Source organism: Peribacillus sp. RS7, from assembly GCF_041956845.1.
Lineage (GTDB): Bacteria > Bacillota > Bacilli > Bacillales > DSM-1321 > Peribacillus.
Window position 1 is genome coordinate 3,648,090 of the sequence record NZ_CP168135.1, and the last position, 26,604, is coordinate 3,674,693.

The 26,604-nt window shown below is 41.4% G+C and carries 29 protein-coding genes; 24 read left to right on the top strand and 5 right to left on the bottom strand.

What is annotated here, in order from left to right; genetic code table 11:
• Window positions 1–198 precede the first annotated feature (198 nt).
• From ACDZ29_RS18340 to ACDZ29_RS18355, 4 genes are read left to right on the top strand one after another with little or no spacing between them, the layout of a single operon-like run.
• On the top strand, window positions 199–630 hold the full coding sequence (locus ACDZ29_RS18340) for a YlbD family protein (protein WP_289324307.1): 432 nt from the start codon (window positions 199–201) through the stop codon (window positions 628–630).
• 12 nt (window positions 631–642) lie between these two features.
• Window positions 643–885 carry a YlbE-like family protein gene (locus ACDZ29_RS18345; RefSeq protein WP_370014355.1) on the top strand — a complete coding sequence of 81 codons (243 nt, stop codon included), beginning with the start codon at window positions 643–645 and terminating at the stop codon, window positions 883–885.
• Between the two features lie 60 nt (window positions 886–945).
• Entirely contained in the window at window positions 946–1,371 is a 426-nt protein-coding gene (locus tag ACDZ29_RS18350; RefSeq protein WP_289324309.1) for a hypothetical protein, read from the top strand.
• 60 nt (window positions 1,372–1,431) lie between these two features.
• Window positions 1,432–1,881, top strand: a complete 450-nt coding sequence (locus ACDZ29_RS18355; RefSeq protein ID WP_289318441.1) for a YlbF family regulator — start codon at window positions 1,432–1,434, stop codon at window positions 1,879–1,881.
• Window positions 1,882–2,087: 206 nt separating this feature from the next.
• Here the strand turns inward: ACDZ29_RS18355 and ACDZ29_RS18360 are convergent, their stop codons facing one another.
• Complete coding sequence (locus ACDZ29_RS18360; protein WP_289324310.1) at window positions 2,088–2,447, bottom strand: hypothetical protein; 360 nt, start codon at window positions 2,445–2,447, stop codon at window positions 2,088–2,090.
• Between the two features lie 101 nt (window positions 2,448–2,548).
• On the opposite strand from ACDZ29_RS18360, the gene ACDZ29_RS18365 reads away from it, so the two are divergent.
• Window positions 2,549–2,824, top strand: coding sequence for a YlbG family protein (locus tag ACDZ29_RS18365; RefSeq protein WP_048684554.1), 276 nt, complete (start codon window positions 2,549–2,551; stop codon window positions 2,822–2,824).
• A gap of 52 nt (window positions 2,825–2,876) precedes the next feature.
• On the opposite strand, the gene ACDZ29_RS18370 is transcribed toward ACDZ29_RS18365, so the two are convergent.
• A complete protein-coding gene (locus ACDZ29_RS18370) occupies window positions 2,877–3,266 on the bottom strand; it encodes a methylthioribose kinase (protein WP_370014358.1) in 390 nt (129 codons plus the stop codon).
• Window positions 3,267–3,723: 457 nt separating this feature from the next.
• Between ACDZ29_RS18370 and rsmD the strand changes: the two genes are divergently transcribed.
• Entirely contained in the window at window positions 3,724–4,299 is a 576-nt protein-coding gene (rsmD, locus tag ACDZ29_RS18375; protein ID WP_289317247.1) for a 16S rRNA (guanine(966)-N(2))-methyltransferase RsmD, read from the top strand.
• Complete coding sequence (coaD, locus tag ACDZ29_RS18380; protein ID WP_289324312.1) at window positions 4,300–4,791, top strand: pantetheine-phosphate adenylyltransferase; 492 nt, start codon at window positions 4,300–4,302, stop codon at window positions 4,789–4,791.
• Between the two features lie 42 nt (window positions 4,792–4,833).
• On the opposite strand, the gene ylbJ is transcribed toward coaD, so the two are convergent.
• Window positions 4,834–6,051: a sporulation integral membrane protein YlbJ gene (ylbJ, locus tag ACDZ29_RS18385; RefSeq protein ID WP_375088320.1), complete on the bottom strand. Its 1,218-nt coding sequence runs from the start codon at window positions 6,049–6,051 to the stop codon at window positions 4,834–4,836.
• Between the two features lie 311 nt (window positions 6,052–6,362).
• Between ylbJ and ACDZ29_RS18390 the strand changes: the two genes are divergently transcribed.
• Both ACDZ29_RS18390 and ACDZ29_RS18395 read left to right on the top strand, forming a co-directional pair.
• Window positions 6,363–7,160, top strand: coding sequence for a patatin-like phospholipase family protein (locus ACDZ29_RS18390; protein WP_137018809.1), 798 nt, complete (start codon window positions 6,363–6,365; stop codon window positions 7,158–7,160).
• Entirely contained in the window at window positions 7,150–8,175 is a 1,026-nt protein-coding gene (locus ACDZ29_RS18395) for a SepM family pheromone-processing serine protease (protein ID WP_375088321.1), read from the top strand. Before ACDZ29_RS18390 ends, ACDZ29_RS18395 begins: the two co-directional genes overlap by 11 nt.
• A 91-nt stretch (window positions 8,176–8,266) precedes the next feature.
• Here ACDZ29_RS18395 and ACDZ29_RS18400 read toward each other — a convergent pair whose 3' ends face one another.
• Window positions 8,267–9,472 (bottom strand): nucleotidyltransferase, encoded by a 1,206-nt coding sequence (locus ACDZ29_RS18400; RefSeq protein WP_375088322.1) that lies wholly within the window; start codon window positions 9,470–9,472, stop codon window positions 8,267–8,269.
• Window positions 9,473–9,690: 218 nt separating this feature from the next.
• Between ACDZ29_RS18400 and ACDZ29_RS18405 the strand changes: the two genes are divergently transcribed.
• From ACDZ29_RS18405 to ACDZ29_RS18420, 4 genes are all read left to right on the top strand, one after another.
• Complete coding sequence (locus tag ACDZ29_RS18405; RefSeq protein ID WP_375088323.1) at window positions 9,691–10,212, top strand: DUF177 domain-containing protein; 522 nt, start codon at window positions 9,691–9,693, stop codon at window positions 10,210–10,212.
• A gap of 65 nt (window positions 10,213–10,277) precedes the next feature.
• A complete protein-coding gene (gene rpmF / locus ACDZ29_RS18410; RefSeq protein WP_034313929.1) occupies window positions 10,278–10,451 on the top strand; it encodes a 50S ribosomal protein L32 in 174 nt (57 codons plus the stop codon).
• A 116-nt stretch (window positions 10,452–10,567) separates the two neighbouring features.
• Entirely contained in the window at window positions 10,568–11,365 is a 798-nt protein-coding gene (locus tag ACDZ29_RS18415; RefSeq protein WP_289324317.1) for an enoyl-CoA hydratase/isomerase family protein, read from the top strand.
• A 78-nt stretch (window positions 11,366–11,443) separates the two neighbouring features.
• Window positions 11,444–12,064 carry an RsfA family transcriptional regulator gene (locus tag ACDZ29_RS18420; RefSeq protein ID WP_375088324.1) on the top strand — a complete coding sequence of 207 codons (621 nt, stop codon included), beginning with the start codon at window positions 11,444–11,446 and terminating at the stop codon, window positions 12,062–12,064.
• A gap of 42 nt (window positions 12,065–12,106) precedes the next feature.
• Here ACDZ29_RS18420 and ACDZ29_RS18425 read toward each other — a convergent pair whose 3' ends face one another.
• Window positions 12,107–12,595 (bottom strand): N-acetyltransferase, encoded by a 489-nt coding sequence (locus ACDZ29_RS18425; protein WP_370014362.1) that lies wholly within the window; start codon window positions 12,593–12,595, stop codon window positions 12,107–12,109.
• Window positions 12,596–13,053: 458 nt separating this feature from the next.
• On the opposite strand from ACDZ29_RS18425, the gene ACDZ29_RS18430 reads away from it, so the two are divergent.
• From ACDZ29_RS18430 to murD, 11 genes are all read left to right on the top strand, one after another.
• Complete coding sequence (locus ACDZ29_RS18430) at window positions 13,054–13,938, top strand: 2-dehydropantoate 2-reductase (protein ID WP_375088325.1); 885 nt, start codon at window positions 13,054–13,056, stop codon at window positions 13,936–13,938.
• A gap of 4 nt (window positions 13,939–13,942) precedes the next feature.
• Window positions 13,943–14,335, top strand: coding sequence for a DUF3397 domain-containing protein (locus ACDZ29_RS18435; protein ID WP_289324321.1), 393 nt, complete (start codon window positions 13,943–13,945; stop codon window positions 14,333–14,335).
• A 110-nt stretch (window positions 14,336–14,445) separates the two neighbouring features.
• A complete protein-coding gene (bshC, locus tag ACDZ29_RS18440; RefSeq protein WP_375088326.1) occupies window positions 14,446–16,074 on the top strand; it encodes a bacillithiol biosynthesis cysteine-adding enzyme BshC in 1,629 nt (542 codons plus the stop codon).
• Window positions 16,075–16,416: 342 nt separating this feature from the next.
• The gene (mraZ, locus tag ACDZ29_RS18445) at window positions 16,417–16,848 is read left to right on the top strand and encodes a division/cell wall cluster transcriptional repressor MraZ (RefSeq protein ID WP_053345229.1); all 432 of its coding nucleotides are present in this window, start codon (window positions 16,417–16,419) and stop codon (window positions 16,846–16,848) included.
• 52 nt (window positions 16,849–16,900) lie between these two features.
• Window positions 16,901–17,833, top strand: a complete 933-nt coding sequence (gene rsmH / locus ACDZ29_RS18450; RefSeq protein WP_289324323.1) for a 16S rRNA (cytosine(1402)-N(4))-methyltransferase RsmH — start codon at window positions 16,901–16,903, stop codon at window positions 17,831–17,833.
• A gap of 32 nt (window positions 17,834–17,865) precedes the next feature.
• Window positions 17,866–18,222 carry a cell division protein FtsL gene (ftsL, locus tag ACDZ29_RS18455; protein WP_289324324.1) on the top strand — a complete coding sequence of 119 codons (357 nt, stop codon included), beginning with the start codon at window positions 17,866–17,868 and terminating at the stop codon, window positions 18,220–18,222.
• A 2-nt stretch (window positions 18,223–18,224) separates the two neighbouring features.
• Window positions 18,225–20,381, top strand: coding sequence for a penicillin-binding protein (locus tag ACDZ29_RS18460; RefSeq protein ID WP_375088327.1), 2,157 nt, complete (start codon window positions 18,225–18,227; stop codon window positions 20,379–20,381).
• A gap of 115 nt (window positions 20,382–20,496) precedes the next feature.
• Complete coding sequence (locus ACDZ29_RS18465; RefSeq protein WP_289324326.1) at window positions 20,497–22,419, top strand: stage V sporulation protein D; 1,923 nt, start codon at window positions 20,497–20,499, stop codon at window positions 22,417–22,419.
• Between the two features lie 158 nt (window positions 22,420–22,577).
• Complete coding sequence (locus ACDZ29_RS18470) at window positions 22,578–24,050, top strand: UDP-N-acetylmuramoyl-L-alanyl-D-glutamate--2,6-diaminopimelate ligase (RefSeq protein WP_375088328.1); 1,473 nt, start codon at window positions 22,578–22,580, stop codon at window positions 24,048–24,050.
• 93 nt (window positions 24,051–24,143) lie between these two features.
• Window positions 24,144–25,121 (top strand): phospho-N-acetylmuramoyl-pentapeptide-transferase, encoded by a 978-nt coding sequence (gene mraY, locus ACDZ29_RS18475; protein WP_289324328.1) that lies wholly within the window; start codon window positions 24,144–24,146, stop codon window positions 25,119–25,121.
• The gene (murD, locus tag ACDZ29_RS18480; RefSeq protein WP_289317230.1) at window positions 25,122–26,474 is read left to right on the top strand and encodes a UDP-N-acetylmuramoyl-L-alanine--D-glutamate ligase; all 1,353 of its coding nucleotides are present in this window, start codon (window positions 25,122–25,124) and stop codon (window positions 26,472–26,474) included.
• Window positions 26,475–26,604 lie beyond the last annotated feature (130 nt).

Sequence of the window (26,604 nt, forward strand, 5' to 3'; positions counted from 1 at the left end):
CCCTGTCGATATAGGGCAAAGTTCCCCATCATCAGGGTGGACCTTCCCCTCGATGATGATCGTTTGTCTATGTATTAATTCGCACGTTAATCGATCGCCATGGGAAATCCAATTGCATTTGAAAAGGAATGGTATGCACTTTTTATTTACCTTTAGCATATGGTGCAATAGGCGATGTCTAAGTGTGAGGTGAGAGTAATGGCAAAAAGAAAGCGGCCCTCCGTGGATGGATTTCGGGAGTTTGTCAAGAAACATCCTTATTTAGTGAATGAAGTGAGAAACAAGCAAGCAACATGGCAGGAACTTTTTGAAGAATGGTATTTACTCGGAGAAGATCATCCACGCTGGCAGGCTGACGGCGGGGTTGATGAGTCCAAAGTAAATGCAGAATCCACATCACGGCCGGTAGAAAAGGGCGACCAAAGTACAGAGTTAATCGGTTCGTTAATGAGTGCAGTTAAAAATATGGATATGGGCCAGATACAACAATATATTACAAATGCCAATCAGGCCATCGGTGCAATCCAAGGAGTGCTATCTGTTTTCCAAGGGAATAAATCAGGTGATACCAGTCCTCCCCCAAAAGAAAAAGAGCAGAGAGCTAACCCTTTTTTATTCACCAAAGATTAAGGAGGGTTTTTCATGCGTCAGAATATATATGAATTCATTCAAACAAACGAAGATATGCGAAATTACTTGAGGGTTAACCCTGCATGGTACAAAAGGTTAATGCGTAATCCCCATGAAGTGGATGTATTTGAAACCGAAGCGAAATTTTATTTTGAGAAGTCGATTCCACATCGGGTTTCTAAATTTTCGGAAAGCGTTCAAGTGGCTTCCATGATGCTTCATATGTTTCAAGCAATGAATGCTCCAAGTGAATGAAGAAAATAAGAGTAAATTACTCCTTTTGGCGAACAATAAAGGCAAAAGGGGGACGATGGCATGAGAAAGTTGATTTTGGTTTTAACAGTGTTGATGGCAGCGTCGGGGTGTGGAAAGAAAATACCGGAACCTGAAAATTCAGAAGTAGCCATACAAGATGTAACTGCCCATAAAGCTGCCACCACTGTATCGAGCATCCGAAATTCAGATGAGGACTTTCGGGTAAAAACTTTTGTGAAAGGCAACTCTGTTTATGTAGAGTGCTACTTGAAAAACTATGGTTTTTCTGAAGCGAATTCTGAACAATTGGCAACTGTGTCCGTATTTATTGATAATCAGAAGAAAGTCGATAAGAGGACGGCGGCATTTATCTTAAAGGATGTCCCGAATGGCATGCATAAAATTAAGCTGGAGATTTTGAATGGTTCAGGTGAAAAAACAGGGCTGCAAAAAGAGTTTGAGGTACATATCACTTCCTCGATTTAATCAAACCATTAGCTTCTGAAAGGGAGAAATGGTAAAATGGTTGTGGAGGTGAGCTTGTTAATGCTTGCTACTATGGAAATCATCGACATTTTACAACAGGCTGATGGATTGGCAGAAATGATCCTTCATTCTGAAATAGGGGAAGACTATCTCCTTAGTTTATATAAATTACAGAGCGACAAAGAGGCTCAGAGGAAAATTTCCAAGTTTACTTCATTAAAGGATCTATTTGAAGATGTTCAAAGGTTCGGTAAATATCATCCGGATTATAAACGCATCAATTTGGAAACCAGGGAAGCTAAACGAGACATGGATATGCATCCAACGGTTGCGGAGTTTAAGCGGGCGGAGACTGAATTGCAATCGGTTCTTGATGAAATAAGCGGAAGAATAGGCCGTGCTGTTTCTGAACAGGTCAAAACCCCAGCGGGAAATCCATTTTTTGTATCATCTGGGGGATGTTCAACGGGAAGTTGCGGAACCGGCGGAAGTTGTGGATGCTCTGCTTAATGAAATAGCCGGATCATAGCAATTGATTGTTTGGCCGGCATTTCAATAAGCCATCGAAATTCGATATAACTTCGGAGTTCGGTGGCTGTGTCATGTATGGAACCATCGTCCTGGATAGTGAGGGATAATGAATCAATGCAAGTATTAAATATCCTTCCTGAACCTCATTTCATTTTTTCGTACTTCTGGATAAGTTCCAAATGCGATTAACTGCGATATAGGATACAATCTGGACAAAGGTTGCCGCAGCAAAACATCTTTTGCTGCGGCACATAAAAACGATGACGGAATACATATAAATGATCTTCCTGCCGTACAAAAATGGTTTCACAATGAAGCTGCTTGCCACGCATTGAAAGGCTAGCAGCTTTTTTTATTATGAAGGAAAGCTTACTATTATCATTTTGTGCCGGATGAAAATGGATATATATAAATGGTATACCTGTGAATTTTTTTATTGATGCTTGGGTAATTTCATCATTATCCAATAGATGATCTATAAATTGATCCCAAATTTGGTTTAAATCCATCGTTGTTTCTGCTCCCTTCACAGTATGTATATTCATAATAGTAAGAGAATTTCGTTTATAATCTTTTTTCTTGGTTGAAAGTAAAGATTCTGCTATGCTACACTTAGTTAAAACCTTTATAAAAGGGAGTTATTGATATGCTTGGAGCGAGACAGGGAATCATCGTCTATTTACATACATTAAAACAAGCCAAAATGCTTAGGAAGTTTGGAAATATCCATTATGTTTCAAAAAAGTTGAAATATGTAGTCCTTTATACGAATATGGATGAAGTGGAACCACTGGTGGAAAAACTGAATAATTATTCGTTCGTAAAAAAAGTGGACCTTTCTTACAAGCCTTTTTTGAAGGTGGAATTCGAAAACTCCAAACCGGATAAAGCGAAAGAATATGATTATAAAATGGGAATTTGAAAAAAGCTGACTCATGCGGAGTCAGCCTTTTTCAATTCAGGCATCAAATCTTTTAGCCTAATGGGGGCAGATATCTATTCATTCGCAAAATGCCGATTAAGTGTTGGTAGTACAACTCGATTTCTGCAAAAAGCGCCGAAGATTTCACATCGATTTCAATAATGGGTTTATCCAGTTCCTCCGCCAAGCTCTCAAAAAGCTCATAGCGTTTGTTTTTGGTGGCATGAGGGTTAGGTATGCCTTCACGGCAAATATAAAGCGGCTGGAATTTCCCTGGATCTGTAGGCTGCATGACAATGACCAATGACGTTACCTTTTTATCATTTATTGTAGTATGCAGGGACAAAAGCCTTGCAACCCGATGTTTCTGATTGCGTCCTACTTCCAGTAACTCATATATATCGGAATACCCTTGTCCAAGTTCAATAAAACGTTGAATCACTTAAACCTCTCCTAACTAACTTATTATTCATTACTTTATCATTATCACTCATAAAAGAGAAGGACAACTTCAATGACGAATCATGATAAAGAAACTTTGATATCATAAAAAAAAGCCCTGCAAAAATTTGCAGGGTCCTTCTATGTCTAACTAAGGACCAGAAGGCAAAGGGAGAGGAGAAACCGGAGGAAGAACTTATGGGGAAACGTAAGCCTTCTCCGCGGTTGGCAACAACACCTAAAAAGGAATGTTGTTATTCACATTATTGCCAAAAACCACTTTATTATTCAAAATGTAAAAGATTTATAAAAAGAATGGATATATCCATCCCGATACGAAGTGATAAGTTGATTTCCTTTTAGGAAATGCAGGAAATGGCTTTTATTATTGGCTAGCTTTTTCTAATATGTTAGGATAGGAAAGTAACAGAAATTTGTCATAAAATGTGGTGAGAATGATGAGGGTCGTTTCCGGAACTTGTAAAGGAAGACCACTTAAGGCTGTACCGGGTACAGGAACCCGGCCGACTACTGATAAAGTCAAGGAATCCATTTTCAATATGATTGGTCCCTATTTCGAAGGAGGGCTGGTCCTTGACTTGTTCGCCGGGAGCGGTGGACTGGGAATTGAAGCGTTAAGCAGAGGCATGGATAAAGCCATATTTGTAGACCGGGATTTTAAAGCAAATCAAACGGTTAAGGCCAATTTGGAACTATGTAAGTTTTCAGAGCGTGCAGAAGTTTATAAAAATGATTCAGAGCGTGCATTGAAAGCTTTGGTGAAAAGGGAAATGATTTTTGAATTAATTTTTCTTGATCCACCTTATAAGAAACAAAAGCTAGTTGAGATTCTTGAAGAAATACATAAATACCGATTGCTGAGCGATATGGGATACATTGTTTGTGAGCATGGTCATGATGTTACATTGCCAGAAAGAGTTGGTGACTTTACCGTTAAGAGAAAAGAGGTTTATGGTGTCATTGCCGTTACGATTTATCAATGGGGAAACGTACACGAACAGGGGGAACTATGAATGTCCAAAATAGCGATTTGTCCAGGGAGTTTTGATCCAATAACATTTGGTCATCTTGATATCATTCAAAGGGGAGCTAATGTTTTTGATGAGGTATATGTGGTCATCGTGAACAATTCAGCCAAAAATTCACTGTTTACAGTGGAGGAGCGACTGGAATTGATTACTGAAGCGACTGCCCATATGCCAAATGTTAAAGTGGATTTCTATCAAGGATTGACGGTCGACTATGCTGAAAGCGTTTCCGCAAATGCCATTATCAGGGGATTGAGGGCGACCTCCGACTTTGAATATGAAATGCAGGGAACTTCAATGAACCGATTCCTTAACAGTAACATAGAGTCATTCTTTATCATGACGAAAAATCAATATTCTTTCTTGAGCTCAAGTATCGTAAAAGAGGTTGCGAAGTATGGCGGGGATATCTCTGAACTAGTGCCACCCGTTGTCCAGAAAGCTCTGGCCAAAAAATACGAGGAACAGAAAGAATAGAAAAAAGAGCATTGCCAATGCGCAATGCTCTTTTTTTTCGGTTTAAGAAAGGCCTTTGAATAGCCTTTTGGTATATATGATGATGTATAGGATCAAAAAGGCGAGGGTCAGAATTGGTCCGAAATCAAGCATATTTTGATAAAGGGAACTTGCATGTTCTCCTGATCCACTGACCGGGAAGGAGGGTATCGGGCTGCCACTGAACCTATTGCCTTTATAGAATGGTTCCCAAAGCAGGACTGTAATTGTGGATGCCAGAAGGCCATGTGCTATCCTAGCCAGAAAAAAGGGAGCAAAACGAATGTCTGTTGTGGCTATGATGCTGGCAACTTGCGCCTGAATGCTGAACCCGTTGAAAGCTAAGATGAAACTTGTCATAACAGTTTGCTGAAAGAGACTCGCATTTTCGACCGTACTGGTTAATTTTGAACCAAGAGTCATTTCAAACATGCCTGATATGAACGGTAGGCTTAAGGAATCCGGGAAATTAAAAATATGTAAAATCCCACTGACCCACGATGCGAGCAATCCGGTAATGTTCATATGAAATAAAAGCTTATTGACCACCGAAAAGAGAATGATGAACCCTCCGATCATCAATAAAGTTTGAATAGATGAGAGTACCGCATCTCCAAGCAAACTGCCAAAGGGTCTTGTTTCTTTTATTCTGGTTCGATGCATCTGGCCAAAGGCTTGTCTAATGGAGGGGAGCTTGGTCATTACTTTTGTATGGGATTGTTCTTCTTTCCAACGGTAAAAACGCATGATGATGCCTACACAAAAATTTCCTAGGTAGTGGGAAAGTGCAAGGATGATCCCTAAATGAGGATTGTGGAAAAACCCAACGGCAACTGCAACGAACAGGAACAATGGATTGGAAGAATTGGTGAAACAAACGAGTCTTTCAGCTTCAATGCGTGTTAATTGTCCTTCCTGACGAAGCCTTACAGTGTATTTCGCCCCAGCCGGAAACCCTGATGCAAGTCCCATCGCCCAAACAAACCCGCCCACTCCCGGTACACGGAATAAGGGACGCATAAATGGTTCGAGCATGACGCCGATGAACCTGACAACCCCAAAACTGATTAATAACTCCGAGAAAATCAAGAAAGGTAGTAGCGAAGGGAAAACAATTTTCCACCACATATTCAGCCCGCCTTTGGAAGCTTCAAATGATTCTTGGGGGAAGATGATCAAGCCAACTGCCATCATCGTGACGGAGGTAGCTAGCAGTACTGTTTTAGATTTTGATTTTAGCAAAATTCAGCCTCCTCTTGAAGGTTACTAAATAAGGGCAGTTCGTTTCGTATATAATAAAATATGAACATCCTTTTCGCGAAAAAGTAAGGTGCATGAATAATGTGGATTGTACCGACATGTATAAATGAGGATAATCCGCACAATGGAAAATTCAATGTAGCCTTTCATTTACATGGCTGCATAGTTTTTTTCTGCCATGCTTGTTTCACTGTCAATATAAATAATATGCTTCTATAAATCCGTTTAAGACCATAACTTTGAATGAGTGTTATTTCAATATTTTGAACTAGTAATAGGCGGGGGGGGTATCTTTGTCGAAACCAAAGGTCGGGCTTGCACTTGGGTCGGGAGGAGCTAGGGGTTTTGCACATATTGGCGTGATAAAGGTATTACAGCAAGAAGGCATTCCAATAGATATGATTGCTGGAAGCAGCATGGGAGCCATGGTTGCTGCCTTTTATGGAGCGGGTTCAGATATCGAGAGGCTGTATAAGTTGTCCCGTGCATTTAAGCGAAAGTATTATTTGGACTTCACCATACCTAAAATGGGCTTCATTTCAGGTAAACGGACAAAGGATTTAATCAGGGTATTTACATATGGTAAGAAATTTGAAGAACTCGATATTCCTGTGGCAGTGGTCGCCACTGATATAAAAACGGGGGAAAAGGTCATTTTTCAGGAAGGTCCCATCGCTCCAGCTGTTAGGGCAAGCATTTCCATCCCTGGCATTTTCATTCCCGAAAAAATTGGAAATCGACTGCTTGTTGATGGAGGTGTTGTTGACAGGGTTCCTGTTTCAGTCGTGAAGGATATGGGAGCGGACATCATAATTGGAGTTGATGTAGCCCACGTGAAACAGGATATGGAGATAAACTCCATCTATGATGTAATCATGCAAAGCCTCGATATCCTGCAAATGGAGCTGGTTAAAAGCAGGGAGTTTGCTTCAGACGTGATGATACGCCCCAGGGTTGAGAAATACAGCTCGAAATCATTTACAAACGTACAGGAAATAATTAGTATTGGAGAAGAAGCTGCAAGAGGAAAGATAGATCAAATTAAGCAAAGCATTGTTACTTGGAAGGAGTCCTTTGAAGATGAGCCGTAAAATGTATGTACGCACTTTCCTGGTGGTGGCTATACTTCTCATAGCATCAGCCCTTTATTCCCTACCTTTTTATGTATCAAAACCAGGAATGGCTAAAGAATTAGAGCCGATCATAGAGGTTTCCGGAGGAGATGAAGCGAAAGGCAGCTTTATGTTAACCACTGTAAGGATGGGCCGGGCGAATATATATTCCTATATGCTGGCGAAGTGGAGCAAATATCAGGAGCTTTATCCAGAGACCTCCATTCGGAGTGAAGATGAAACAGATGAAGAATATAATGTTAGGCAGCTGCACTTAATGGATGGTTCTAAAAATAATGCCATTCAGATAGCATATGAAAAAGCAGGGAAAGAAGTCGATTACGAGTACCTGGGTGTATATGTTTTGGACGTGCTTAAAGGAATGCCGGCAGCTAAAGAACTGAAAGCGGGCGATCAAATCATTCAGGTCGATGATGTTAAATTCAATTCTGCACAGGAATTCATGGACTACATTAACGGAAAAAAAGCTGGAGATGAGGTTAAAATAGTGTATAAGCGGGAGGAAACGGAGAAAACGGCCTTTCTTTCATTGCAGCCTTTTAAAGATGACCCAAATAGGGTTGGAATAGGCATTTCGCTTGATGATAACCGAAAAGTGATCACAAAACCAGCTATAGCCATAGATTCAGAACAAATAGGCGGTCCGTCTGCTGGTTTAATGTTTTCTTTGGAAATTTATAATCAATTAACAAAGGGCGATCTTACAAATGGATATGATATAGCGGGGACAGGAACGATGTCGGATGATGGGACAGTCGGTCCAATCGGCGGGATTCAACAGAAAATAGTGGCAGCCGATAAATCTGGAGCCGAAATATTCTTTGCCCCAAATGAAAACGGGGTAGCAGGTTCGAATTATGAAGATGCACTCATTGCAGCAAAGGACATAGACACGGAGATGAAGATCGTGCCGGTTGACAACTTTGAGGATGCAATAGCCTATTTAACGAAACTAAAAGGAAAAGAAAAATGAAAAAAAGCGCAGGCAGTCATCTACTGTTTGCGCTTTTTTGATGATTAGATTTTTACTCTTAAGGATGGACGGGCCAGGCTTAAACCATTCTTTATTTGAAAATGATGGGGGATTCATATTCCCTTTTCATCAAGGCAGCCTGATGCGGTTCGGACAAGCCCAGTGCATACACCTGTGCCGCTCGCAAATCCGTATCGATGTCCTGCTTCTGATAGGACGAAAGTTTAGAGATGAGCGGGAGCGGTAAGCCTTTTTTTACAGTGCGAAGATATTCTTGTCCCCGGCCATTCATGCCAAGAAGTCTGATATAGGCTGGTTGGTCATTGTGAATCACCTGTTCCTTTAATGTATGGGTCAATATATGGACACACATCCGCTGTAGTCGTGTCCATGTGTAGCGTTTTGTCTTCAGAGCGGCCATGAATTCAGAAAACCTCGAAGATTGTTTGGCCATTTCTTTTATTCGGTGTTCTATGCCTTCCTCAATTTCGTAAATCCCGGCCAATTCGGTTAAAGTTGAAGACAGGATTCTGTATTTTAACATGGGCCAATACATTTCCCAGTCATGTAAGGCATGGTAGTGCAATAAATATTGCTCAAGACCTCTCATTGTCGGTTGAGGAATATAACTGGATACAGGATCCAATTTCTGGTGTTCATGGATGGCTTTACGTATCCCCGTTGCGCTGGCAATAGGGTCTTGGGACAACTTTGTTTCATGGTATCCGGCAGCAACCCTTTGAATCGTATAAGGGCGAATGGAGTAGCCGTTTGAAAGGGCAGCACTTACATATTCCTTTCCAAGAATATTATTTGGCATCGTCAAATCCAATGCAGCATCACCATTGATGATCGATCGATAAGCCTGGGCAGCACTGGCCGGATAACTATTACCGGCATCCATAGCAGATTTAATGGCAGCATCGAATGCAGCGGAATTATCCGAAAGGATTCTGTGGGCGGTGATGAATGGTTCAATTCTGCCATCCTCGCTTCCGAAGCAAAAGGAGTCACAGCCAAGGGATTCCAAAAGAGAGATAGATCCTTTTGCAAATATCTCCGCCTTCTGTGTCGCGAAAGCATAGGGAAGTTCGATGACAAGATCTATGCCGCCATTCAAAGCCATTTCGGCACGTGTCCACTTGCTGACGATAGCAGGCTCGCCACGCTGTAAAAAGGGCCCGCTCATAACTGCCACCACAACATCTGCCCCTGTTTTTTCTCTACTTTCTCTTGCATGTAAAACATGTCCATTGTGAAAAGGGTTATATTCGACAACTAAACCGCAAGCTTTCATTCGTTCACCTCAGAGAAAAACTTTGTATTTTTTAAACTTAGTGCTAAAATAGTATTTCAAGTAAAATTACTATAAGTAATCGTCTTGATTTTTTGTTTGAAATGATTCTTAAACTTGGACAATCAGTTAGGATGACTACATTATAGTGTAAAGAAAAAATATTGACAAACTTATAATTGAAAGCTATAATTATTTTTGTTGCCTTGAGGTGATTTCATTTGAAATGGACGATTAGTCAACTTCAAAAAATTCGGGACAAAGATTTACGGTTTGATGAACTGGTGGATGTCTTAGACATTAGAGAAAGAGACCCGCAAATTCGCGATGTCTCTCCGATTAGAGTAGCAGGAAGAGCTGATATCAGCTCGACCGAGATTACTTTTCACTTGCATCTTTCAGGTGAATTAACATTACCTTGCTCCCGAACACTGGTAGACGTTAAATATCCGATTGATATTGATACAAAAGAAACCTTTCTTTTAAAGGCAGATGACACTGATTTCTACGGAGATGATGTCACTGTTGTGGAAGGTGACGTTGTAGACCTAATACCGGTAATTAAAGAAAATTTATTGCTAGAAATTCCGATGCAGGTTTTTTGTGAGGATGTCGATTCGAACGAAGCTGCTCCTCAATCTGGGAAAGACTGGGCTGTTATTTCTCAAGAAGAAAATGAGCATAAGGTTGATCCGAGATTTGCAAAGCTTGCCGACTTTTTTGACAACAATAAAGAATCTTGATTGGAACGAAAAATCGTTAATCCGATTTTTCCAGCTTTTTTATATTTTTTAAGGAGGTGGGAATAATGGCTGTACCTTTTAGAAGAACGTCGAAAACTGTAAAAAGAAAACGTCGTACGCACTTCAAGCTTCAAGTACCTGGTATGGTAGAATGCCCGAGCTGTGGTGGAATGACTCTTTCACATCACGTTTGTAAAGAATGTGGAACATATAAAGGAAAAGAAGTTGTCGCAAAATAATTTCTTGACCTACTTGAGAGCTTTGCTTTCTTGATGCAACACGCTAATCAAAGCGCAGAGATTTTTCTCTGTGCTTTTTTTACAAATATATTTGGCAGAATATTTGGAATTCATCGATGTTTGATGATAATTTTGGAGAAGGTGTTTACGTGAATCAGGTGATTAAGGTTGAAAAGGATAAACGCGGTTTCATGAAGGTCCTATTTAATAGACCGGAGAAAAGGAATGCCGTGAATTATCAATTTATGAACGAACTTGAGTCGATATTGTCAGAAGCGGCACACGATGACGAAATTAAGTTGCTGGTCCTTACAGGGGTGGGCTCTGAGGCTTTCTGTTCAGGTGGGGATCTAAGTGAATTCCAAGATTTGCATACAGAAGCAGAAGCCTTTACTATGTTATCGAAAATGGGTGAAATTCTTTATAAACTAGCAGTATTCCCAAAACCAACATTAGCGCTCATCAATGGAAGTGCTGTCGGCGGGGGATGCGAAATAGCGACAGCATGTGATTTTAGATTGGCAAAGAGCGGAGTCAAGCTCGGGTTTGTACAGGGAACTCTAGGAATCACGACAGGATGGGGCGGAGCTTCACTTTTACTTGAAAAAATACCAGAGCAAAAAGCGCTAAAGCTATTATTGGATGCAAAAATACATAAAGCTGAGGAAGCGAAGGAATTTGGTTTCGTAGATGAGATAGTCGGAGAAAGTATGGATGGATGGGAAAGTTTCGCAGAAGATTTTCTTCGCCATGAAACTGGGGTATTGATGGCTTATAAAAGATTGTTGGTCCATAAATGGCAAGGTAGTGGACTTAAAGGAAGAATGGATGCGGAAATCCGGGAATGTTCTAAACTGTGGGCGAGTGATGAGCACCATGCTGCAGTCGATCGTTTTTTAAAAAAGAAAAAATAAATATTACACGCTCTATATATCTTCTATCTTTCCTAGCATGTGCATATTATGAATTAAAACTTGCTGGGAGGTAGAGAGATGTCGATTGCGAGACAAGATGCATGGACTCACGATGAGGATCTTTTGTTGGCTGAAGTGGTGCTAAGGCATATACGAGAAGGCAGTACACAATTAAAGGCGTTTGAAGAAGTGGGGAAACAGTTATCGAGGACATCGGCTGCATGTGGATTCCGTTGGAATTCATTTGTAAGGAAGCAATATAAGTCAGGGATAGAGCTGGCGAAGAAACAAAGGAAAGAACAGGTAGTCATTGATCCTGATGTGGAAAGGGCTTCCAGTGCAGTGGTGGAAAATAACACTATTGAACAAAAGACGCCACAGCAGGAAGAAAATGAATCTATTACCCTCCAGGAAGTTATATTATATTTAACCAAAATGGATGAATTCTTTCAGCTTGATAATAAGGAAAAAGAACGGATTTCTGAGCGGTCCCTATTCCTTGAACGGGAAAATGTCCGATTAAAGGAAGAAAATGCCCTGCTTAAAGATAACCTGAAAGCGGTAGAGGAAGATTATCGTGCCTTGATGCAGATAATGGAGCGTGCAAGAAAGCTAAGTGTACAAGAGGACGAAAAGACGAATCCTAAGGTGAGTTTTCAAATGGATAAAAATGGTAATTTAGAGAGGGTCAATAAATAAAAAATGCGGGTGGGAAAATCCGCCCGCATTTTCTTCATTTCCTTATTCTTGTGTATCCATTTCTTTATTTTCTTGTTCTGTAAATGGGCTCCAAATCAGCGGGTTTTCTCCAAGGTCCCTGTCCATATCATAGGAAACTGCAGAAAAGCCCATCTTTTTCCAAAAGTCCTGTGAATGAACTCGTGGGTTGGTTTTGATAGGCATGTTCAGGCTTTTGGCGAATTCGACTAAAGCTCTTCCATATCCTTTTTTCTGATAGTTAGGCAGGACTTCAAGTTTCCAAAGAACAAGGAAGTCCCTTGAATTGTCAAAATACTGGTCAAATTTAGCACTTCTTTTATACAGGCTCATCCGGGCTACAAGTTTGTCGCCATAAAAGATTCCGTAAAAAGGTGATTGGCTGTCATTTTCAATGATGTTACCCTCTAAATCATCTAGCATTGACAGTTCCTGTATCCCGTATTCTTTGAATTTTTTGAATTCCTCAAGCGTTTTAAAATTTACAAGTAATCGTTCCACCTTGTATTCCATAAAAAAGCTCCCCCTTAATTCTGATAAACCTCTTCCGATAATACCCATTGAAAGTCATCCCACTGATCTTTACCCTGTGGAATTCCAGCTTAGGCTAAATCTAGAATGTCATCGACCGATTTATCCTTGCTGACTAAATGCTTACAGCCTTTTATCCCCCGCCCTATTCCCTTCGATTTCTCGTCGGTTGAGATTGGAGGTATCTTTTGTTCCTATAAAGTCTAAAGATTGGCTAAGCTTTTCGTATCTAATATACCATTAAATTACCGCTTTAAGAAGAAAATATATCTTCATTGGCGCATTAATGGGATTTTATTGCGAGCGTGTTGATGGGCAGGCTAGATCATTCAATCTGATTACCGGCGTTTTCTATAGTTATTGATGTGAAAATTGATGCAAGATAAAAAAGATAATGTGATAAAATAGTAAATATATTTAAAAAAGTAAGGAAGGGTATTATGAGAATTGGAATCGTTGGTGGAGGGGCTATCGGGCTTCTGTTTGCGTCTCATTTGAGTGAAAAACATAGAGTGACTCTCTATACCCATACTGAGGAACAGGCCTCGATCATCAATCGTGATGGTATCCGTCTTATTGAGGGTGGTGAAAGCCGGCTGCTGACAGGCATCATTTCGAAGGGCTTGGATGAGGGGATATACGATGAGGATCTACTTATAGTGGCCGTCAAGCAATATCACCTGCCGCAAATACTGCCTAGGATCAATGGTATTCAGGTTCCCTTGCTATTCTTGCAGAATGGCTATGGGCATATTTCTTATTTAAAGAGGCTTCAATCCCCAGCCATCTATTTGGGGGTAGTTGAGCATGGGGCAATGAAACATGATGGGAACACCGTGGAGCATACAGGGCTCGGCATTACAAGGATCGCTTCCTTTAAAGGGGAACTTGAACAACTCTCCTTAGTGAATGGAAGGATCGATCATTTTCCCTTTAAAAAGAGTGAGGACTATCACTCGATGCTGATGGATAAGCTTGTCGTCAATGCGGTGATAAATCCATTAACAGCGATACTTGAAGTTGAAAATGGTGGTTTGATCACAAATGCTTTTTACTATCAATTGTTTCAAGACCTTTTTGAAGAAATTTCCGATATTTTGGAAGTGCGAAATAAAACAGAGTCATTTGAACATGTGAAATCGGTTTGTATGGCGACAGCGGAAAATCGATCATCGATGCTAAAAGATTTAGAAAATGGCCGTAGAACGGAAATTGATGCTATTTTGGGTCATGTCCTCTCGGAGGCAAAGAGTAAAGGGAAAAGTGATTGCCTGACGTCTTCTCTATATAGGATGGTCAAAGGAAAAGAGTCTCAGGGGGGATGAGGGTGTGCCGAACGTAGTTTCGAGCCTTGCCGCGATATTTATTACCCTGCCATTCGTAGGGTATATACTTTTTTTTATAAGTGCCAAACAATTCACTGGTAACCATAGGCGCTCCGTTCAATTTGCAATGGACATGAGTACGTTGCTGTTCGTAATATCCGTCCATTATTTGATCATTACAATTTGGGATAAGCAAATTCTTTGGGTGATCATGCTCATCATGCTCATCAACGCATTCGCGGTGGTCCTTGTCCATTACAAGGTGAAAGAAGAAATCATCTTCCATAAGGTATTAAAGGGTTTTTGGAGAGTGAATTTCGCCTTCTTTTTCTTGGCGTACCTTCTATTATTTTCCATTGGTGTTATTACAAGTATTACTAAGATATTGACTACATAACATAGTACAACGCATCAATTTTCTGCTGCTGGGCAACTTCTTTTGTTTTCTTAAACGGGAATGTTATACTCTAAAAAGAATTGTAGTTGGCAGAGAAAGGGAGAACAGAAATGGAGATGAAAGATCTCGCGTTACCATCTTTAAACCGTTTTGCATCGGACTATTTACAAAACCGTCTTGAAACAGAGGATTATTTTCACTATGACTTGTCTAAGCCTGACATTTATCGCAATAGATATGATGAATTGATGAACCGCTCTTTTTTACGTGATGAATTGTCGGATTACATAAAACAATACATGTCTCGTTTTTCATGCAATGATGCCGTTAAGGGAAATATTGAAAGGTTGCGCAGGGGTGATTCCGTGGTTGTGATTGGAGGGCAGCAGGCTGGGTTATTATCCGGTCCGCTGTATACCATTCATAAAGTGATTTCGATCATTAAGCTTGCGGAAGAACAGGAAAAAGAACTGGGGCAGCCGGTCATTCCAGTTTTTTGGATAGCTGGAGAAGATCATGATTTGGCTGAAGTCAATCATGTTCATGTTATGAAAAACGGAAAACCCTACAAAAAAACCTATCCTTCCTATCAGCCGTATAAAACAATGGTTTCTGATGTGGAACTGGAAACGGAAAAGGCAGAGAAGTGGTTCGAAGAAATCATTGAAACATATGGTGAAACTTCCTTTACGAATAAACTCCTGTTTGATATGAAGGAAACCATTAGGCAATCGAAGACCTTCGTCGACTTCTTCGCCAGGTTGATACATGAGTGGTTCAAAGAATATGGCCTTTTACTAGTTGATGCTGGAGATCCGGAATTAAGGCAAATCGAGAAGGACTACTTTGAATCGATGGTTAATAAAAGTGAACGGATTGCTAAATTGGTCGAGGAACAACAATCATTCATGCATGCAAAAGGGTATGCAAAAATGATAGAAATGGATAGACAGGCAGCGAACTTATTTTATTATGATCCAGAAAAAAAAGATCGATGTTTACTCGAACGTGTGGACGGCGGCTTCAGCGGGAAAAATGGTGAGGTATCATTTACCGGGCAGGAACTTCTGCAGATAGCCAAAAATCATCCAGAACGATTAAGCAACAATGTCATTACACGTCCGCTTATGCAAGAAATGCTTTTCCCTGTATTGGCTTTCGTTTCTGGTCCAGGGGAAATAGCCTATTGGGCAGAATTAAAACAGGCATTTGAGTTGTTTTCCATGAAGATGCCACCAATCATTCCTAGGTTAAACATCACGCTTGTAGAGCGTAGTGTCCATACGGATCTTGAGGAAATGGGACTCAGTTTGGAAACTGTTCTGACAGAAGGAACCGCTAATGCTGTAAAAAGTTACCTCGATTCCGTGAAAGATGAGACGATTGACAGCCTGTTCGGGACGCTGAAATCACAGCTTGAAGAGAACCATGAAAAGCTTTTTGTCCACGCTGTCTCTTTAGATAGAGGACTTGAACCGATGTTGAACAAAAACATTGAATTTATCCAAAAGCAATTGGATTTCATGTATGGGAAAATCGGTGACCGAACAAAGGAACGTCATTCGGTGATATTGAAGAAATATGAACGGATAGCAAATTCGCTGTATCCCCTTGGATCACCCCAGGAGAGGATTTGGAATGTTTTTTATTACCTGAATCAATATGGGCCAGAGTTCATTCAGGATATCATGAAACTGGAATACCGGTTCAATAATCAGCATAAATTGATTTTCATGTAGAAAAACCATCCGTTTGGGGAAAAGTGGTGGACCAAACATATTGAATAAGGGTTCCCACTTTCCTATCCTGACGGAGGGGTTGAAAAGTGGAAAAAAGACAGGTGCTAAAGCCTGTCTTTTTTTCTGGTTACAGGCATTTGACAGGTAGTGCTTCGACAGTAATAGTGGGACTGCGTCGTAGTCTGAGTCCATTCGAGCGAAATGCAGATTTCTTTAAATAAATTGGCTAAATAAACTTAAGTAGAAAAGAAGGGAATTTTTACTTGGAAGGAGAAAGTAAAAACAAGTGGAGAAAGGTGGGGGATTGTGGTACATTGAGATTAGAATGTGGGGGTAATGGGTATGTTCATGGGAGAGTACCATCATAACATCGATATAAAGGGCCGTTTGATAGTCCCAGTGAAATTCAGGGACAATCTAGGGGAGCAATTTGTTCTTACCCGCGGACTCGATCAATGTTTATTTGGTTACCCTATGGAAGAGTGGAAGCTGCTTGAAGAAAAGCTGAAAGCCCTGCCTTTAACAAAAAAAGATGCCCGAGCCTTTACCCGTTTTTTCTTTTCTGCAGCTACAGAATGCGAAATTGATAAACAAGGGCGAATTAATATCCCCACGCCGCTTACTTCATATGGCCAATTGGAAAAAGAATGTGTAATTCTTGGTGTTACCAATCGTATTGAGATTTGGAGCAAATCCCTTTGGGAAAACTATTTTTCAGCTTCGGAGGATTCTTTCGCTGAGATAGCAGAAAATATGATTGGCTTTGATATTTAAGGCTGCCCTCAGAAATAGAGTCACTCAATAACCGATTGGAAGGATGTCTAGCATGTTTCAACATACAACAGTGTTATTAAAAGAGACGGTTGATGGATTGAACATCAAACCTGATGGAATTTATGTGGATTGTACTTTAGGAGGAGCCGGTCACAGCGAATACTTACTTTCACAGCTCTCTGACAAGGGCAGGCTTTATGCTTTTGATCAGGACGAAACGGCGATTCGGAATGCTAAGGAAAAATTGGAAAGCTATGGCGATCGTATTGTTCTTGTTCCTAATAATTTTAAATACTTAAAAGAAGAGTTGAATGCCCGGGGAATCGAAAAAGTGGACGGGATTCTTTATGATTTAGGTGTATCATCCCCGCAATTGGACACACCGGAGCGCGGTTTCAGTTATAACCATGATGCCCCTTTGGATATGAGGATGGACCAAAGTGCTGCAATTTCTGCCTATGATGTCGTGAATAACTGGTCATTCCATGATTTGCTGAGAATTTTCTTTCAATATGGAGAAGAAAAGTTTTCGAAGCAAATCGCCAGGAAAATTGAAGCGGCACGTGAAATAAAACCGATTGAAACGACGTTTGAGCTTGTTGAGTTGATTAAGGATGGGATACCTGCCCCGGCAAGACGTAAAGGCGGACATCCTGCGAAAAGAGTATTCCAAGCAATAAGAATCGCTGTGAATGATGAACTTGGTGTCTTTGAAGATTCGTTAGAGCAAGCTATATCGCTATTGGATAAAGAAGGAAGAATATCTGTCATTACATTCCATTCGCTTGAAGATAGAATTTGTAAAACGGTATTTAAAAAAGCGAGTGCCCTTCCAGACCTTCCGCCTGGACTTCCAATTATCCCGGATGAATTCAAACCAACCATGAAAATAATAACGAGAAAACCGATATTACCTTCAGAAGAAGAATTGGAAGGGAATAATCGTTCCCGATCGGCTAAACTAAGAATCGCCGAAAAGCAATAATTACAGAAAAAAATCAGTAAGGGGGAACATGAATGAGTTCCATAGCCAAAAAAATGCAAGAACAGCAATATGAAGACCAACAACAGCAACAGACACATCAAACAGTGGTCATCCGTAAAGCGAAGATATCCATTGGTGAAGTTTTCTTACTATGTGCCCTTGCTATAATGGTTACCTTTATGGGAGTGAAAATAGTCTCTAATCAAGCGGCAATTTATGAAACGAATAAAGAAATCCAGCTAGTGGAAACTTCAATTGAAGAACAGGGTAAAGTGAATGATGATTTGAAAGTGCAGGTTGCTGAACTTAGTACATACGAAAGAATTTGGAAAAAAGCTGCAGCGCTAGGGTTCAAGTTAAATGAGAATAATGTGAAGGGTGTGCAGTGATAATGCAGAAACAAAAAAATATGAAGCATGGGGCAGCCGGATTATTCTTCTTATTCGGCCTGCTCTTTTTTGTATTAGTCTGCCGCTTTTTGTATATTCAGGTGACAGGTACAGCAGGCGGGGAGGTACTTGCTTCGAAAATCGACAAGAAATATGAAAAGAAACAGGTCATAGAAGCAAAAAGGGGAAGCATACTCGATACAAAAGGTGATGTCATCGCCGAGGATACTTCCTCCTATATTTTAAGGGCTATACTCAGTGAAAAGGAACCAGAGCATGTCAAAGATCCTGAGATGACCGCGAACAAGCTTGCAAAATATATCGACATGGATGAACAGGACATCTATGAAAGACTTACAAAAAAAGAGGCATACCAGGTAGAGTTTGGCAGTGCCGGTAAGGATTTGACTCAGGTCGTCAAGCAGAATATAGAAAAACTGGAACTGCCGGGAATTACATTTGGAAGAACCAATAAACGTTTTTATCCTAATGGGATTTTCGCATCCCATCTGATTGGTTATGTAGAAAAAGATGAAGAAACGGGAGAAATGGCCGGTAAGTTCGGCATTGAAAAGTACCTCAATAAAGAATTGCAGGAAACGGACGGGAAGCTTACATATGACAGTGACTCATGGGGACTGCTTTTACCGGATTCAAAGGAAAAGGTGGTTGCTCCGGATAATGGCAGTGATGTCATGCTTACCATCGATAAGAAAATACAAACGTTCCTGGAAGATTCGCTGAGTAAAGTGCAAGCAAAATACGATCCCGAGCAAATCATAGCGATTGTGTCCAATCCCAAAACGGGGGAGATTGTCGCGATGGGGCAAAGGCCTACCTTCCATCCGACAACGAAAGTCGGGCTTACGGATACATGGCGTAACCTGGCTATTGAAGAAAGCTTCGAACCGGGATCAACCATGAAAACATTCACCCTTGCCGCGGCTGTTGAGGAAGGGGTCTTTAATCCAAACGAAAGTTTTGTCGCGGGAACCTATAAAGCCGGATCGGGCAAAATCGGTGATCATAGCGGAATCGAAAGAGGGAAGAGCATGACCTTTCTGGAAGGGGTTCAACGTTCTTCAAACGTCGCATTTGCCACTCTTGCAATGGATAAGATCGGAGCGGATACTTTTCGTGAATATTTGACTAAGTTCGGTTTCGATAAAAAAACGGGAATTGACCTGCCGAACGAGATAACCGGTAAAATTCAATACAAGTATAAGCTTGAAAAAGTTACTACTTCCTTTGGACAAGGTTCGACCGTTACGCCGATTCAACAGATCCAAGCTGCATCCGCAATAGCCAATGACGGAAAAATGATGCGGCCGTACGTGATAAAAAGCATTTCCGATCAGGATACCGGAAAAGTTTTGAAAACGACAAAGCCGAAAGTGACAGGGGAACCGATTTCGGCAGAAACTGCAAAACAAGTCCGTGATTATTTGGAAACGGTGATTTCCGCGAAAAAAGGAACAGGGAAAAAATATGCCATTGATGGATATGAAGTAGCGGGGAAAACCGGTACTGCACAAATTGCGGGCCCGACAGGTAGATATTTAGAAGGAAAAAATAACTATGTATTCTCCTTTTTAGGTATGGCTCCAAAAGATGATCCGCAGTTGGTCATTTATGTGGCGGTCAAGCAGCCGAAGTTAGGTGTATCTTATGTTGGGGCTGATCCATTATCAGAGATATTTAATCCTGTCATGCAAAATAGCCTGCAATATCTAAACATCAAACCTTCTGATGTTAAAAAACAAAAAGCAAATAAAATCGTTGACTATACGAACCAGACCGAGAGTTCGGCGGTCGCAGAACTGAAGGAACTTGGCTATGATGTAAGTACGATCGGGAGTGGACGTAAAGTGCTCGATCAATCCCCAAAAGCCGGGAGTATACTCTTACAGGGTGAAAAAATAATCCTGAGGACCGAAGGCGAAATGAAAGTTCCGGAGATGAAGGGATGGTCTTTGCGCGATGTCATGAAATTAGCTAAGGTTGCAAAACTGGATCTAAAAACTAAAGGAACTGGTTATGTGAGTAAACAGAGTCTCGGGGCCGGAAAAAGGGTGAAGGAAGGAGAAACCTTCAATATTGAATTATCCCAGCCTGAAGGGGCTGCTGAAGATATACAGACTAATGAGAAAACAGAGTGAAAATAACGATGGGGGTCCATTTGGCCCCCCATCGTTATTTTTTTGAATGTTTCTTAGTCTAGCAACGAGTAGACAAGCATATATTGAAGCATGTATGAAATGGAGGTGCCTGTTTTTGCGTGTTTCGAATGTTACTGTCCGAAAACGGCTGGCAATCGCATTGGCAGTAGGTATCGTTGTTTTTTTTATCATTGATATCCGTTTGGGAATTGTGCAGTTTTATCTAGGGGATAAGTTGACGGGGCTAGCTAAAGATTCCTGGAGCAGGAATATTCCTTTTGAAGCCAAACGAGGAGAAATTCTGGATCGGAATGGTGTCGAGCTGGCAACGAATATATCCGCGCCAACAGTCTATGTCATCCCAAGACAGATTGAGAACCCTGGGGAGACGGCGGAACAGCTTGCTTCAATATTGGATATGACAAAGGAAAAGGCTTATCAATGGTTAACGAAACAGGCGATGAGCGTCAGAATCCCGGAAGGCAGAAAGATATCTCATGAAAAGGCGAAGGAAATTAAAGCATTAGGGATAAAGGGCGTTTATATCGCTGAAGATTCAAAGCGCCATTACCCCTTTGGTGAATATCTTTCGCATGTTCTTGGCTTTACGGGATCTGATAATCAAGGGCTGATGGGTATTGAATTGTCATATGATAAGGAACTGAGTGGGGAAAGAGGATTTGTTAAATTTTATTCTGATGCGAAAGGGAAAAGGCTTGAGAATATGGCAGATGACTATAAGCCTCCTGTTGACGGTGATAACCTGAAGCTTACGATCGATAGCAAAATCCAGACAATCGTGGAGAGGGAGCTCGATAATGCGGAGGCCACATATAATCCCGATGGTATTATTGCCATTGCCATGGACCCGAACACAGGGGAAATATTGGCAATGTCGAGCAGGCCAACTTTTGATCCAGCCAATTTTCAAAATGTACCGTCAGAAGTGTATAATCGCAATTTACCAGTTTGGAGTATATATGAACCAGGTTCGACCTTTAAGATCATCACGCTTGCTGCAGCGCTGGAGGAAGGGAAGGTCGACTTACAAAAGGAACATTTTTATGACTCAGGACATGTGGAAGTGTCAGGGTCTACACTGCATTGCTGGAAAAGCGGAGGACATGGGGACCAAACTTTTCTTGAAGTCGTCGAGAACTCATGTAACCCTGGTTTTGTAGAATTAGGGAACCGGCTTGGTAAAGACAAGCTGTTTAAATATATAAATGATTTCGGTTTTGGGCAAAAGACGGGGATTGATTTAACCGGAGAAGGAAAAGGAATCATGTTCAACATGGATCGAGTGGGTCCGGTTGAGCAGGCAACCACTGCGTTTGGACAAGGTGTTGCCGTAACGCCCATTCAGCAGGTGACAGCGGTGTCGGCGGCCGTGAATGGTGGGACTTTGTATACACCTTATATCGCAAAGGAACTGGTGAATCCAAAAAATGGGGAAGTGCTGATGCGAAAGACCCCACAGGCGAAGAAAAAGGTGATTTCAGAAGCAACCTCAAAGAAAGTCCGTGAAGCACTTGAATCCGTTGTTGCTCAAGGGAGCGGTAAAGGAGCATTCGTGGAGTCGTACCGAGTTGGCGGGAAGACGGGTACAGCCCAAAAAGCTGAAAATGGCCGATACCTTGAAAATAATTATATTCTCTCATTCATTGGTGTCGCTCCAGCGGATGATCCGCAAATCGTCGTCTATATAGCTGTGGATAATCCGAAAGGAACGGTACAATTCGGCGGTGTCGTTGCAGCACCGATCGTTGGGAATATCATGGAGGATTCACTTAGGGCAATGGACGTCAAGCCAAGAAAAAACCAGATTGAGAAGGAAACGGTCTGGACGGATCCCGTCATGGTCGAGGTACCTGACGTTGTTGGACTTAGTAAAAAAGAGTTGCAAACACAGCTCATCGATCTTAAGCTGGATATTGCCGGTAATGGGGAAAAAGTCATAAATCAAGCACCGGATCCAGGTGTTAAAGTAAAACAAGGCTCTACAATAAGAATTTATCTTGGCGAAAATACAGAATAAGTATAATATAATAGATGAATAGTTAAAGCGGCTGAAGAATCATCAGCCGCTTTGTTTACGGAGTCGTGAAAACCCCGTATAATTGAAATTGGTTTCTCGACAAGCCAAGGCTAATCACATATAATGAATCCTCAAATTAAGTTGAGAGGGATGGAAAAATGAAGCTTCACAAATTACTATCTTATTTAAACTCCTTATTTACGTATGAAGGAGAAAATCCTGAAATCACCTCCATAGAAAATGATAACCGTAAAGTCATAGACGGAAGTTTATTTGTTTGTATAAAAGGTTATACAGTCGATGGTCATGATTTTGCCCAACTCGCTGTAGAACATGGAGCTGCAGCAGTCATTGCGGAAAGGCCGCTTGAACTCGATGTTCCCGTGATCGTTGTCAGGGATTCAAGCAGGGCGATGGCCGTGCTTGCCGATGCATTTTATGGACATCCGACTCAAAAGATGCGTTTGATTGGAATTACAGGAACGAATGGAAAAACGACGACCAGTCACTTATTGGAAAAGATTTTCGAGGATCGACATGAAAAAACAGGACTGATTGGCACGATGTATACAAAAATTGCCGATACGGTATATGAAACCAAGAACACGACGCCAGATAGCGTTACGCTCCAGAAGGCATTTCATGAAATGGCCGAAGCGTCTGTCTCCACGGCCATTATGGAAGTTTCTTCGCATGCACTTGAACTTGGGCGCGTCCATGGCTGTGATTATGATATTGCCGTTTTTACGAATCTCACACAGGATCATTTGGACTTCCATAAAACCATGGACAGATACAGGCAGGCAAAATCCTTATTTTTCTCACAGCTCGGCAATGCTTACATAGAGAATCGTCCTAAATATGCTGTGCTTAATGCTGATGATGAGGCAACAGCTGATTTCATTAAAGCGACAGCTGCTACAGTCGTTACTTACGGCATCGACAAAGAAGCGGATATCAGGGCGAAGGATATAAAAATTGACGCAAAAGGAACATCGTTCACCTTGACAGCAGGTAAAGAAGAGCGTTACATTCAGCTGAAGCTAATTGGTAAATTCAGTGTTTACAATGTACTCTCAGCCATCTCTGCTGCTCTGTGCGCCGGTAACGATCTAGATGAGACCATTAAATCCATCGAGGAAATAAATGGTGTTGCAGGCCGTTTTGAACTCATTACAGCGAATCAGGCCTTCCCGGTCATAGTTGACTATGCCCATACCCCGGACAGTTTAGAAAATGTTTTAAGAACTGTTGGTGAGTTTGCTCAAAAGAAAATCTTTGTGATAGTGGGCTGCGGTGGGGACCGAGACAAGACAAAACGTCCTATCATGGCCGAAATTGCATGCAGCTTGGCGACTGACGCGATTTTCACATCGGATAATCCACGCAGTGAAGATGCTGCCCAGATCCTGCGGGATATGGAAACTGGCGTAGCAGGCAAAGAATATACGGTAATTGAAGACCGTAGGCAGGCGATTGCTTATGCTGTTTCCAAGGCGGAAGAGGGAGACGTTATTTTAATAGCTGGAAAAGGTCATGAAACATATCAATTGGTCGGTGACGAAGTGCTTCACTTCGATGACCGTGAAGAAGCAAAAAAGGCGATTCAAAGTCGTTTGGATTCAGTTTGAACAATCGGTGAATGAATTTGCCCTGCTGCAAATAAGAACAGACAACAAGCAGAATTTTATATTTGAATTGTGTTAGGAATGAGGGAGTAAGGAATGTTGGAACAAGTAATTTTTTATACGATTTTGGTGGCGTTTTTAGTAACCGTTCTTCTTTCGCCGATTTTTATCCCGTTTTTAAGAAGATTGAAATTCGGGCAAAGTATCAGGGAAGAAGGTCCACAATCGCATCTGAAGAAAACGGGAACACCCACCATGGGCGGTTTGGTCATATTATTATCTGTTACCATCGCTACACTGGTCATGACTTTGAAATTTTCGGTACCTTCGACCGAAACGTATTTATTATTATTCGTTACTTTAGGATTTGGTTTATTAGGTTTCTTGGACGATTTCATCAAAGTGGTCATGAAGCGAAACCTGGGACTGACTTCTAAGCAAAAATTGCTTGGGCAAATTGTGATTTCGGTGATCTTTTACTTCGTCTTTAAACAGACAGACCGTTTTAATCCTGAATTGACGATTCCAGGCACTGACTTTGCCGTTGATTTTGGCTGGTTTTATCTCTTTATCGTTATTTTCTGGCTGGTAGGTTTTTCGAATGCCGTCAATTTGACGGATGGACTTGATGGACTTGTCTCAGGAACATCAGCCATTGCTTTTGGTGCTTTTGCCATATTGGCCTGGAGTCAGTCACAATACGATGTCGCTATTTTTTCGGTGGCGGTTGTCGGTGCGGTGCTCGGATTTTTGGTATTCAATGCACATCCTGCAAAGGTATTCATGGGGGATACGGGTTCCTTGGCCCTTGGAGGAGCGATCGCTACCATCGCCCTGTTAACGAAGCTTGAAATCCTCCTGGTAATCATTGGCGGAGTCTTCGTCATTGAGACGCTCTCAGTCATCCTACAGGTAGGATCTTTTAAAACGACTGGAAAACGTATTTTTAAAATGAGTCCGCTTCATCATCATTATGAGCTTTCCGGCTGGTCGGAATGGCGCGTCGTCGTGACTTTCTGGACAGTGGGGCTGCTGTGTGCGGTACTCGGAATCTATTTAGAGGTGTGGATATAATTGAAAGAGACTGCAAAGTATTCAGAGAAAAAGATATTGGTATTGGGATTGGCAAAAAGCGGAGTGACGGCAGCTTCGCTTCTACATAAATTAGGAGCTTTCGTAACGGTGAATGACATGAAGCCATTATCGGAAAATCCTGAGGCTCAAGGACTTCTTGAACAAGGAATTAAAGTCATCTGCGGTAGTCATCCGATCGAGCTTCTTGATGAGGGTTTCGAGTTGATCGTGAAAAACCCGGGAATCCCTTATCGGAACCCTATCGTAAAAGGGGCATTGGAAAAAGGGATTCCGGTTATTACGGAAGTTGAATTGGCCTATCAAATCAGTGAGGCCCCTTTCATAGGCATCACTGGTACAAATGGGAAAACGACTACGACAACATTAATATTCGAAATGTTGAAGACCGGTGAAAAGTCCCCACTTATTGCTGGGAATATCGGGACAGTGGCTTCGGGGGTTGCTGAAAAGGCAAAATCAGATGACTCGATCGTCATTGAATTATCATCGTTTCAGTTAATGGGAATAGAGGAATTTCGTCCTGAAATCTCAGTCTTGACAAATTTGTATGATGCGCATTTGGATTATCATAGTTCCAAACAGGAATATGCCGAAGCAAAAGCTGCGATTGCGAAAAATCAAATAGGTTCAGATTTCATGATTTATAATGCAGATCAAGATCCCGTTGTATCCATGGCGAAAAAGACCAAGGCTGAACTTGTACCTTTTTCAACTGAAGTGAAACATGAGAATGGAGCCTATGTAGAAGAAGGTGCCGCATACTTCAGAGGAGAAAAAATCATTGATGTTTCAGAGATAGCGCTTCCTGGAAAACATAATTTGGAAAATGTGCTCGCGGCCATATCAGCGGCGAAACTGAAGGGTGTTGCCAACGAAGCCATTCAGACTGTATTGAAAACATTTTATGGTGTGGAGCACCGTTTGCAGTTTGTTGCAACGATCGAAAACCGTAAATTTTATAATGATTCGAAAGCGACGAACATTCTAGCGGCGTCCAAAGCATTAACATCCTTTACGGAACCTGTCATCTTATTGGCAGGCGGGTTGGATCGCGGGAATGAATTCGATGAGTTGAAACCGGCTATGAAAAATGTCAAAGCCTTGATAACTTTTGGCGAAACCGCAGAAAAAATTGAGCGGGTAGCAAAAGAAATAGGAATAGCGAATATAAAACGTGTCGATAATGTAGAAAAGGCCGTACCGGCTGCATTTGAATTATCAAATGAAGGCGACTGCATTCTTCTCTCCCCGGCTTGTGCAAGCTGGGATCAATATAAAACTTTTGAGCAAAGAGGAGACATGTTTATGGAGGCCGTGCATAAACTTAAGTAAGAGCTTTCGCAGAGAGAAGTGAACTTGCTTCTACGTTGACACCTTGGAAAAAAGCGATAATGAGCCGTTATCGCTTTTTTTTTGACTAAAGTGCTGACAAGCAATCAGCAATGATGTTTTTATTCGTACA